Source organism: Protofrankia symbiont of Coriaria ruscifolia, from assembly GCF_900634745.1.
GTDB lineage: Bacteria > Actinomycetota > Actinomycetes > Frankiales > Frankiaceae > Protofrankia > Protofrankia californiensis.
Genome location: NZ_CAAAFR010000139.1, coordinates 19,001 through 30,221 on the forward strand (window position 1 = coordinate 19,001; position 11,221 = coordinate 30,221).

Annotated in this window: 8 protein-coding genes; 3 read left to right on the forward strand and 5 right to left on the reverse strand. The window is 65.6% G+C overall.

Annotated elements, in window-relative coordinates:
- Positions 1-437 precede the first annotated feature (437 nt).
- The 5 genes from CV1CTNOD_RS15570 to CV1CTNOD_RS15590 all read right to left on the reverse strand — a co-directional run bounded on the left by CV1CTNOD_RS15570 (position 438) and on the right by CV1CTNOD_RS15590 (position 6,902).
- A complete protein-coding gene (locus CV1CTNOD_RS15570) occupies positions 438-1,280 on the reverse strand; it encodes an alpha/beta hydrolase family protein (protein ID WP_242606726.1) in 843 nt (280 codons plus the stop codon).
- 365 nt (positions 1,281-1,645) lie between these two features.
- Positions 1,646-2,170, reverse strand: a complete 525-nt coding sequence (locus CV1CTNOD_RS15575; protein WP_431607124.1) for a YiiD C-terminal domain-containing protein — start codon at positions 2,168-2,170, stop codon at positions 1,646-1,648.
- Between the two features lie 139 nt (positions 2,171-2,309).
- The gene (locus CV1CTNOD_RS15580) at positions 2,310-3,488 is read right to left on the reverse strand and encodes an acyl-CoA dehydrogenase family protein (protein WP_131786800.1); all 1,179 of its coding nucleotides are present in this window, start codon (positions 3,486-3,488) and stop codon (positions 2,310-2,312) included.
- A 123-nt stretch (positions 3,489-3,611) separates the two neighbouring features.
- Positions 3,612-4,850, reverse strand: a complete 1,239-nt coding sequence (locus CV1CTNOD_RS15585; RefSeq protein WP_131786801.1) for an NAD(P)/FAD-dependent oxidoreductase — start codon at positions 4,848-4,850, stop codon at positions 3,612-3,614.
- 249 nt (positions 4,851-5,099) lie between these two features.
- A complete protein-coding gene (locus CV1CTNOD_RS15590) occupies positions 5,100-6,902 on the reverse strand; it encodes an AMP-dependent synthetase/ligase (protein ID WP_131786802.1) in 1,803 nt (600 codons plus the stop codon).
- Positions 6,903-7,506: 604 nt separating this feature from the next.
- Here CV1CTNOD_RS15590 and CV1CTNOD_RS15595 point away from each other — a divergent pair.
- The 3 genes from CV1CTNOD_RS15595 to CV1CTNOD_RS15605 all read left to right on the forward strand — a co-directional run bounded on the left by CV1CTNOD_RS15595 (position 7,507) and on the right by CV1CTNOD_RS15605 (position 11,196).
- Positions 7,507-9,030 (forward strand): MFS transporter, encoded by a 1,524-nt coding sequence (locus CV1CTNOD_RS15595; RefSeq protein ID WP_131786803.1) that lies wholly within the window; start codon positions 7,507-7,509, stop codon positions 9,028-9,030.
- A 249-nt stretch (positions 9,031-9,279) separates the two neighbouring features.
- On the forward strand, positions 9,280-9,762 hold the full coding sequence (locus CV1CTNOD_RS15600; RefSeq protein WP_131786804.1) for a PaaI family thioesterase: 483 nt from the start codon (positions 9,280-9,282) through the stop codon (positions 9,760-9,762).
- 294 nt (positions 9,763-10,056) lie between these two features.
- Positions 10,057-11,196 (forward strand): NAD(P)/FAD-dependent oxidoreductase, encoded by a 1,140-nt coding sequence (locus tag CV1CTNOD_RS15605; protein WP_131786805.1) that lies wholly within the window; start codon positions 10,057-10,059, stop codon positions 11,194-11,196.
- Positions 11,197-11,221 lie beyond the last annotated feature (25 nt).

Here is an 11,221-nt window from a genome sequence, read left to right on the forward strand (position 1 = left end):
ACCCGACCCATCCCAAGTTGCTCGTGGAAAGATTTCCGGAATGGGCGCGGACCCGCCCGGCCGCGAAATCGTCACACATTGTTAATACCCCTGTCACTTCATCCGGCAGGTGTCGGCACGGGTATTCGCCAGCGAGCTTCCCCTAAATTGTGCGGAGCATACGGAAGAATGGTCAACGCCAATCCGAGATACCTATTGTTCGATTGGAGTGAACAATAGGCAGTACGAGTGCGAGAAAATCAATTCTTTGTTCCAACATTTCTCGACACATTCCGGCGGAGTTCACCGGCCTGCAAACTCGGCCGCGCTCGTCGGCGAGCCCGTAGAATACCGTCCGAATTTTTCGGTCCGGTCGGGAGGTGTCCCGCCGGCACGCGCGCCTGTGCCAGAACATGCGCCTACCGCCGGCTGATCGGACACCCCGCCCCCGGGCGCTCCTACGGTGACACCGGCGGGAGGTACCCGTGGATAATCCAGCTGGCCGCCGCGGATCCGATGACTCCGCTATCCTTGATCCATTCAAAGTGGTTACGGTGGGTCACACTGGACGAGCCGTCAACATGCCACCGGGTGACCTTTGCGGCGGGAATCCGGGTGCAGAGGAAGTCGACATTGGAACGCGGCACGAGCACGTCGTGCTCAAGGGAGATCGCCAGCACCGGAACGTCCATTTCGCGCAGCATCTGGTCGTAATTCCGCTTCGTGCCGTAAGGCTGGTAGCGGCCGGTGCGGGAGTGCCGTGCCCAGTCGGTCATGACCCCGCCCGCCATCGCACCGCCGATCAGCATGCCGCCGGGCCAGTAGCCGCGGACTCTGGCGACCAGACCTATCGTCTGAACCTTCCAGAAGGCCTCCCAGCGCTTCGGACCGAACGCCTTCCAATACACCGATCCCGCGCCGATGATGCAGACTCCGGTGACATCGTCGCGTGCCGACGCCGCGTAGAGCATGCAGAGCTGACCACCGAGGCTGTGTCCGAGCAGGTACAACGGAGCGTGGGAAAATCGTGCGCGGACAGCTTTGACGACAGCGGGAAAATCAACTTCGAGAAGCTCTCGATAACCGAATTTCGATCGCGGGTGGAGGCTGGGTAAGCTCTCCCCCTGGGCCCGCAGATCGCAGGTCGCAACGGACAGCCCGGCTGCGTGCAGCGTTTGCGCCAGCGGCAGGTAGAACTTCACCTTGACTGCCATCGCCGGCAGAATCAGCACCACCGGGGCGATCGGGTCCTCCTGGGCAAGCACCCGGACCACGAAGGTGACGTTGTCGTCGAGGGTCACCCGGATCGCTTCGAGGGCGGCAAACTCCGCGGAACGTCTGGTCGCACCGTCGGACGTGTGACGGCCCGTCGAGCTCATCGACATGAGAACTCCCGTCACCGCGTGTGGACTTCCGGTACCTTCCGTGCTGTGCCGCATCGTAAACGATCTAAGAAAATCAGCCCCCGGGCCCGCGGCGATGCGAAAAACCCATGATCACACGCCCTTCGGCCGACCACGTTCCCCGCAGCATCCGGACACGCGAAAAAATCATCGCGCACCTTTTGAGCAACGATGTTCCCTGCGGCCTCCGGATACGCAAAAACATTGTCGCGCACCCTTTGGCCGGTTTGGTACCAGCCCGTACACGGTGTCGGTGAAACCGTTCAGCCCGCCGCGATGTTGCAGACGTAGTCGAAGTGGAACTTGGCCACGAGCACGTCGGCGTCGTCGTAGAGCAGCGCCTTGCCATCCAGGTCGAACTGCTCCGCGGCGTCGCTGGCCAGGACCCGCCGCACTTCTCTGTCGTCCACGGTGGCGATCGCGCGGACCCGGCCGATGGCCGGCTTGCGGAAGGCCGACCGCGCATCCCGAACCACCGTCCACTCGACCCGGGCGAGGCGGGGCGCCAGAGCGCCGGCCAACGCGGCGGCGCCGGCGATGTCCGCGGCCAGGAAAAGTGCACCGGCATGAACCGTACCCAGGTGGTTGGTAAGGTTCTTGCTCACGGGGATCTCGACGACCGCGCGGTCGGGACTCACCTCGGTGATGCTGACCCCAACGAACCGGCCGAAGGGCACGATTGAGTTCGTGATCTCACGAATCCGCTCGTAGTCGACAACCCCGTTGGTGGCTTCGCTGAATATCGCATACCCGGTCTGGGCGGGCGAAACCTGCGTGTCATTCGTCACGTCTGCCATCCCAACACTGTTTTCCTACCAGCCCGTGAACAGGTGTCGAACCAATTACCGGAGGAAGCGGAAAAGGAGGTGAAGTCACTGTGCGGGACAATGGTGTCCGCGCCGTCGGCGACAGGAGCCGGCTCCGGCTTCACCGGTAGGCGCGCAGCACCCGGCGGGCGATGGACCAGCGGAGTACCTCGGACGGACCCTCGTAGATCCGGAAACCCCGCGCCTCGACGAGAAAGCGAGCGACCAGTTCGTCCTCACATACACCGAGTCCGCCGTAGAGCTGGACCGCGCGGTCGAGCACCCGCCAGACAGCCTCCGACACGAAGGTCTTGGTGATCGAGGACGCGTGGCGCGCGGCGCCGCTGAGCGCGCCATGCTCGTCGATCACGGCGGCGGTCGAGTGGATGAGCGCCCGGGCGGCCGCGATGTCGATCTCGTTGTCGGCGACGTGGGCCTGGGCCATTCCGTGGTCGGCGACCGGTATCCCGAACGCCTTGCGGTTGACGATCCGCGCGGCCGACATCGCGTGCGCCCGGACGGCCACCCCCAGCCAGCTCATGGAGAACATCATGCGTGAGGGAGCCAGCCGCAGCTGGACATGCTCAAAGCCTTTTCCGACCTCTCCGAGCACGGCGTCGTCGGGAACGAAGCAGTCGTTGAAGGCCACTTCGCAGTGGCCGCCCGGGGCACTGTGGTCCAGCGTCGGCATGCGGCGGCCGACGGTGAGCCCCGGGTTGTCCTGGTCCACCAGGAAGATGGTCGCGCCACCGGTGGTCGCGGCCATGCAGATGCTGAACGCCGCCCCGTCGGCTCCGGTGGTGAAGTGTTTCACACCATTGATCTTCCAACCGCCGGCGACCTTCTCGGCGGTCGTGCGGAGCATCGCAAGATCCGACCCCGCCCCGGGGGACGGTTCGGCTACCGCAAGGGACGAGCGGACCTCACCGCGCGCCAACGGCGCCAGGTACCGCTGTGCCTGCTCGGCGTTGGCGAGGTGGACGAGCAGGTGGATGTTGCCGTCGTCCGGGGCGGAGGCGTTCACCGCGATCGGACCGATCAGGCTCGCGCCGGCGGCCTCCAACACGTACGCCAGGGCACGGGTGTCGAGGCCGAGACCGCCGTAGGCCACCGGCGACAGCGGGCCGAAGACCCCTGCCTCCCGTGCCGCCTTCTGCAGTTCCACCCGGAGCGCGTCGTCCATCGGACGCCCGTCGATCACGATCTCCCGCTCGACCGGGAAGACGTGCTCCTGGATGAATGCCCTCGTGCGTTCGGCGATCTGCTGCGGGCTGGTGTCCGCGGTGGGTACGGCGTTCACGGCTGGGCATGCTCCTGATCTGTGTCGGCGCCGCTGCTCCGGAGGACCGCAGGCAGCGCGCTTGTTTTCCTTCCGCGCTGCCGGAGTCCTGATTCCCTGACTCCCCGGGTCACCGATGAGCGGTCAGGCGGCCTTGAGCAGCCGCTTGTCCTGCGGTGTCCCGACCTCTTCGTAGAGCTTCTCCAGGTTCTCCGGAGCGAAGAACTCCTCACTGTGGACGCCCCCGCCTATCATCCCGTAGAACTTCTTCGTGTATTCCGGGCTCTGGCTGGCGGCGCGCAGTACCGAGTCGAAGAAGGGGGGCAGGGGAAGGAGTTCGGAGATCATACACGTGAACTCGAAGGTGCTCTTGCTCCGCTCGTCACGGATCTTGGCGTACTCCGCCACCGCGTCGTCGATCGGGCGCTCACCGGCCAGTCCTTCGTGCAGGTGGTTCGCCAGGAGCTCGGCGTACACGAGGGCGTCGGTGATTCCCCATCCGGTGAACGGATCCTTGTGGTATCCGGCGTCTCCCACCAACGCCCACCCCGGCCCGTTGGAGCGGCGGTAGTAGTTATCCGGGTAACGCATCACCCGGAAGTTCTCCTCCCGCTTCCCCTTCGCCCGGAGTTCTTCACCGAGTTCGGGGACGACCTCGTCGTACACCGCATGGAAGTTGTTCTCCACGTCGGTGCGGAACTTGCCGAAGTGCTCCCGCCGGCGCAGGAGGGACAGCAGGTTCAGACCGTCGTTGGTCGGCCACGTACCTATCTGCTGCTCGTTGAAGCCGGTCCGGTGCTGGAAACCCCAGTCCAGGCCGCTGAAATACGAGTAGTAGACGAAGCAGCTCGCGGGAACCACCCGGTAGAAATCAGCCCCGACCTTGTCCGCGACCGTCGAGTTCCGGCCGTCCGCGCCGACGACGAACGACCCACGGAATTCCTTCTCCGGTTCGTCGCCGACCTGACCCCGGATGCCGACCGCACGACCGTCCTCGAAGATCACATCCTGGACGGTGAATCCCTCGAGGACCTCTGCTCCGGCCGTGCGCGCCGCGTCGACAAGAATACCGTCCAGTACAATACGACGCGGGGAGTAGACCTCGGTGATGCCCTCAATCGGGTCGGCGAAACCCTCGATGTGGATGCCGGTGTAGGACATGATCAGATTCTTTATCGCCGGAACGCCCGATGCCACGAGGCGATCGAGCAGACCCCAGTCCCGCAGCCGGGCGAGACCGGTCTGGTGAATATAGTGCGTCGAAACGGTGTCACTCGGGAAGGTTGATCGATCGACGACAAGGACCCGGTGACCTCGCCTGGCAAGCAGCAGCGCCAGAGATGAGCCGGCGCAGCGCGCACCGACAACGATGACGTCGTACATGATGAATGTGCTCCTGTCATGAACCCGGCGAAGCCCGCGGTGGTACCGCACCTGGTACGAGTACGGGCACGGATCAATTTTCCACAACTACCGGAATGAGAGTCAACAACTATGACCGAGATATATCGACCGATTGGACGACACAATTGATCCACGATCCGGGAACGGTGGGGAAGAACGGATGGGACGACACGCGGAAAATTTTCGACCAGTTCACCAGACGGTAGGGGAAGGAAAAGAAAGGAGCGCTCAGCCGTACACCGCGGCGATGTCCGCGGCGAAGTCGGCCTCGATCACGTTCCGGCGCAACTTCATCGAGGGGGTCAGCTGTCCCCCATCCACGGTGAAGTCGGTCGCGAGAACCCGGAACGCCCGGATCGACTCGGCGCGGGAGACCAGGCTGTTCGCGTCGTCTATCGCGGTCTGGATCTCCGCGAGCAGATCAGGGTTGTGGCGCCAGGAGTCGTCTTCGCCCTCGGCTCCCCGGCTCGCCTTCCATCCGGAGAGCGCGACGGGGTCGATCGTCACCAACGCGCTGACGAACGGTCGCGCGTCGCCCACCACCATGCAGTTGCTCACCAGCGGATGCAGCCGGACGCGGTCCTCCAGCGGGGTGGGCGCAACGTTCTTGCCGCCGCTGGTGACCAGGATCTCCTTGCGGCGACCCGTGATGTAGAGGAAGCCTTCGTCGTCCAGCCGCCCGAGGTCGCCGGTGTGCAGCCACGGGCCCTCACCGGCCTGTGTCGCGTCCCGGTCGGTGGGTTGCGGGCTTCCCTGCCAGTACCCCGGCGAGACGTTGAGGCCGCGGATGAGCAGCTCGTCATCATCCGCGATCGCTACCGTGGTACCCGGGATCGGGCGCCCGGTGCTGCCCATCCGGTTGGTGGCCGGGACGTTCACCGTCACCGCCGTCGCGGCCTCGGTCAGCCCGTAGCAGTTGAGGATCTGCACCCCCACGCCACCATAAAACGCCGCGGTCGAGTCGTCGAGCGACGCACCGCCGCAGATCGCATGCTGGAAGCGACCGCCGAAGGAGGCCCGTACCCGGCTGTAGACCTTCTCGTCGAACGCGGCGTGCGCGTCGTGCAGGTCGGTGTCGATCCGCAGCCCGCGCGCGCTGGCGAGGCCGAACTCGATCGCGATCCGCTCCGCCTCGGCGTCGACCACGCCGACCCCACCGGCCGCGGGCTCGCGCACGCGCTTGCGGATCTTCTCCAACGCGTACGGCACGAGCGCGAGGAACGTGGGCCGGAACACCGGAAGCTCCGCGATCAGCTCCGGCACGCCCGCCACGAGCCCGGTCCGGGTGCCCCCGTACAGGCAGGCGATGAGGATCGTCCGGCCGAAGACGTGTGACAGCGGCAGGCCCAGCAACGTCGTCGCCTGCTCCCCGGCGGCGCTGCGGAACAGCTGCCCGGTGTGCTCGACGGTGTTGGCGGAGGAGGCATACAAGTTACGGTGGGTGAGCATGCACCCCTTGGGCGTGCCGGTGGTGCCACTGGTGTAGACGATCGTGGCGAGGTCGTCGGCACGTACCTTGGCGCGGCGGTCGTCGAACTCGGCGTCTTCGGGCCCGTCCTGATCCGCCTCACGCCAGGCCCCGACCGTCTCCAGCAGCCAGGCACCGGCGCGCAGGGCCGATCCGCCGATCCGGTCGAGCTGGATACGCTGATCGTCGGTCTCGGCGAAGCACCAACTGGCCGCGGAGTCGACCAGCAGGTGGCGTATCTGCTGCTCGGAAGCAGTCGGATAGATCGGAACCGTGACCGCGCCGATGCTGAGCACCGCGAAATCCACCACAGCCCACTCGTAGCTGGTCCGTCCCAGCACGGCCACCCGGTCGCCATGCGCGGCTCCGTGTGACAGCAGTATCTTGGCGACGGCCCGGACGTGGTCGGCGAACCGCCGGTAGCTGACGTCCTGCCAGCCGGCGGCGTTCTTCCAGCTCAACACGGGACGGTCCGCAGCCAGGCGGACGCCCTCGTCCAGGATGAAGGACAGGCCCCGATCGGCGGGAAGAACAACACCGTCCCCAGACTTGTACTGCAGCATATCAACCACCTACTCGCGGCGACGATTTCCAATGTCGGGAAACGAGAACTCGATGGCGTCGTCGAGAGCCGGGTGAAACGAACACGAAGCAAATCCCTGGCGAACAGCACGTCGACGACCGGGCGGGTCGCGTGCGAAGCCGTCAGGACGATTCGACGCAAGGACGATCCGGCACGACGAACAGCCACCACGAAAACTTCACCCGTTCGCAACACTCCCGTCGGTTGGCCGGTGGGATGACGGATCGGGAACTGTGGGCCGGGCGCCAGCAGGCACTTCAGTAGTGTGCGAACCCACCGGGATGATGTCAATGCCGATTCGGTAGACCCAATCGCCCGATTGACCGAAACGATCGGTAGTACTAACGGCGGTAGATTCCATCGGCTGACCGCTTCACGGACACTTATCAATACGTTGTCGTGACGTTTACCACTCGGCAATCTCGACGCACCCGCGCGCACACCGATATTAGACTGACGGAACGGATCCGCGCCACGCGCAATCATCCACGCGAAATACTGAACCATACGACGGCGTCCAGGGCACGGGCACAGATCCTACAAGCCATACACCACGAGACGGTCACCGGCAGAGGGATTTTTTCATGAGGTCAGACGGAATGTCCGCTTCGGTGTCGCACCGCGACCGTCCTTTGGTCCGGCTCGTGCTCGTCTGTGTGGCGACCTTCGCGGTCTACCTGGACACCAGCATCACACCGGTCGCCGTGCCGGCGATCCGTGCCGATCTCCACGCCGACGTCACCGCGGCCCAGTGGATCCTGGACGCCTACACTCTGGGCTTTGCCGGCCTGCTGCTGACCGCGGGATCGCTCGGCGATCGTTTCGGTCGCAAGGTGGTCCTGCTGACCGGCACCGGTGGTTTCACGGCCTGTTCGGTCGCCTGCGCGCTTGCCCCCGCCCCGGGAGCGCTGATCGCCGCGCGCGCGGGCCAGGGCGTGTTCGCGGCGGCGGTAGTACCACTGTCACTCGCGGTCACCTCGGGACTGTTCGCCGACCCGAGACGGCGGACCCGCGCCATCGGCGTGTGGGGTGGCGTCGCCGGCACGGCGGTAGCGCTCGGGCCGATCATCGGCGGGCTGGGAGTCCAGGCAGCCGGGTGGCAGATCCTGTTCTGGATCAACCTGCCGATCGGCGCGGTGGCACTCGCCGGCCTGTCCTGGACGCTGCCCCCGGCCACTGTCGGCCAGCCATCCCACAACAGTCACAGCGTCGAGGGACAATCCGACGGCGCTCCTGGAACGCTGCCAGCCGGCACCCCGACGAACCGAGCACCGGCCAGGCGGCTGGACCTCACAGGGCAGCTGCTGTTCATACTCGGTAGCGGCTCACTGACGTTCGCGATGATCGAAAGCGGTCGGTTCGGCTGGTCTTCGTCGATCATCATCGGGCTCCTGTCCGGCAGCGTCGTGCTCCTGACGCTCTTCGTGCTGTGGGAGATCCGTTGTCCGCAGCCGATGCTCCCGCCGCGCCTGTTGCGCATTCCCGCGGTCGCCGTGGCCTGCATCGTGAACTTCCTCGGCCTGTTCGGCCTGTACGCAGTGCTGTTCCTGCTGACCGTGTACCTCCAGGAGACCCGGCACCTGTCACCGGCGGAAACCGGGGTGCGCTTCCTGGCGCTCACCGGATTCCTCGGTGTGGCCTCGGTGGGCGCAGCCGCCGTGGTAGCCCGGCTCGGGACCCGCACGACCATGGTCCTGGGCCTGCTCCTCGTGGCGACCGGACTCGGCGGGCTCATCCTGGTCGAAGACGCAGGCGGCTATTTCAGCTACGGATGGGCCCTGGTGCTGCTCGGTGTCGGCATACCCCTGTCCAGCGGCGTGGTCGCGATCCAGGCGATGATGGGTGCGGTACCAGCCGATCTCGCCGGTACGGCGTCCGGAACGATGAACACGTTCCGGCAGTTCGGGGCCGTCTTCGGAGTGGCCCTGGCGGGTGTCCTCTCGCCGCAGCGGGGCGAGGTCGTCACCTCGATGCACGTCACCTTCATCGTCGCCGCGGCCGGAGCGCTGGTCGGGGTCGTCGTGACGGCGATCGTGCTACGCGAGCGAGGCGATCACGCCAGCCGGGCCGTGCCCGCGGCGGAGCCGCAGCAGCCCAGCGTCGCGTGACCTCGACCGACCTACGGTCAATGATTTCCACCATCCGGTCCGTGCCTTTCACCGAATCGGGAAGGAACGACACGAAGGCACACCCGGTATCTGCCGGGACAGTGCCCGGCGACAGACCGTTCATCTTATTCATCCATTGCACGGCAACAGACCGTTCATCCGTAGTCCACCGTTTCGTGGTCCTGTTTCAACAGATGTCGGCGTATCTTCCGGTGAACGCTGGTGAAGGAAACAAAGGAGGGCAGGCCCGTGCACGTGAACGGCACGCAAGAGGAGTCCTCCGCGTCGAGCCGCATTCGGGAACTGCGGCAGCTGCTGGAGTACGGTTTGCAGGCCGGGATCGGGGTCGGCCACTCGCTGGGCATCGCTGTCGAGTCGGTCGACGAGGGTCGGACGGTCTACACGCTTGCGCCCTCACCGGCCACGGCCAACGCGATGTACACCGTGCATGGCGGGGTCCTTGCGACTCTCATGGACACCGCCATGGGGAGCGCGGTCTTCACCAGGCTCCCCGACGGGGTTCTTTACACCACGCTCGAGCTGAAGGTCAACTTCGTTCGGTCGGTGAAACTCGACGCGGACCGGCTCACCTGCGAGGGTCTGGCCATCCACGTCGGAAGGCGGACCGCACTCGCGGAAGCACGCGTCACCGATCCCGGCGGAAAGCTGATAGCCCACGGGACGAGCACATGCCTGCTGCTGCAACCCGCGGACATGACCCAAGCCGGGTAGAACACCAGCATCCGGCCTGGGTCGTCCCGCCGGAGCAGACCCACCGGACCGAATGAATTATGAACCATCCGGGCCGACGCCTGACAACGTGCAGGCGGCAGGCGTCCGACAACCGTCGATTGTCGCGGCGCATGGTTCGATAGGATTCAAGAAATTTCGGTTGACGGCTTTCCGTCCCGCTGCTCGAATATGTCCGCTGGCGACGGCGATCGACAAGAAACCATGACAACAACTTGATAATCAGGTATTGATTCATGCGCACCGGTCGCGGCGCCGGCAGCCACAGGAGACGCGATGACGGACAAGAATACGGTCACGAGTCCAGGCGGACCCCGGGCGGCCACACGCGGCCACGCTGTCGTACTCGGCGCAAGCATCGCCGGAACACTGGCTGCCCGGGTACTTGCTGACAGCTACCAAAGGGTCACCATTGTCGAGCGCGATGTGCTGCCCGAGGTCGAACAGCGCCGCGGCGCGCCCCAGGGCCGGCACCTGCACGGCCTGATGGAGTGCGGGCGTCAGATCATGGAGGAGCTCTTTCCCGGCATGACCGCCGAGCTTGGCGAGCGTGGTGCGCCCATGACCGAGGTACTGGTGAAGTCACGCTGGTATCTGAGCGGGCTGCAGGTCCACCCCACCCCCACCGGACTGACCTCGCTGCTGGCCAGCCGGCCACTGCTGGAGAGCACCATACGAGCCAGGACGACCGCTCTGCCAGGAGTATGCATACGACAGCGGCTGACAGCGGTCGGGCTGGTCACAGCCCCCGGGGAGGCGAACCGGATCGCCGGCGTACGAGTCGTTCCCAGCGGGGACGGCTCCAGCAACGATGCATTCGACGGCAGCGTCCTGGCGGACGGGGCGAACCCGGCGGACACACGCACCGACAGGACCGAGGTGATCAGCGCCGATCTCGTGGTCGACGCGACCGGTCGCGGCTCCCGCGCACCGCAGTGGCTCACCGAGATCGGCCAGCCCCAGCCCTCGCAGGAACGCATCGACATAGACCTCGGCTATTCCTCATGTACCTTCCACCGCCGGCCGGAACACCTTGGCGGCGACATAGGGGTTGTCGTCTCGACCATGCCCGGACGACGGGGTGGGGGCGCCATCGCCCTGGAAGGCGATCGGTGGCACATCACGCTCGGAGGCATGCTTGGAGATCATCCACCAACAGATCACGATGGATTCCGGGCCTTCGCCGCCACGCTGCCGGTACCCGACATCCATGAGCTCGTCACCCAGGCCGAGCCGCTGGACGATCCTGTCCCGCACCGCTTCCGCGGCTCCCTGCGCCGGCGCTACGAAGACCTCGGAAGACCGCCCGAAGGCTTCCTCGCGATCGGCGACGCCGTGTGCAGCTTCAATCCGCTCTACGCCCAGGGTATGACCGTGGCCGCCCAGCAGGTCCAGGCCCTACTAGGAGACCGCTGAATTAGGCCGTGTCGGGGACTGGATG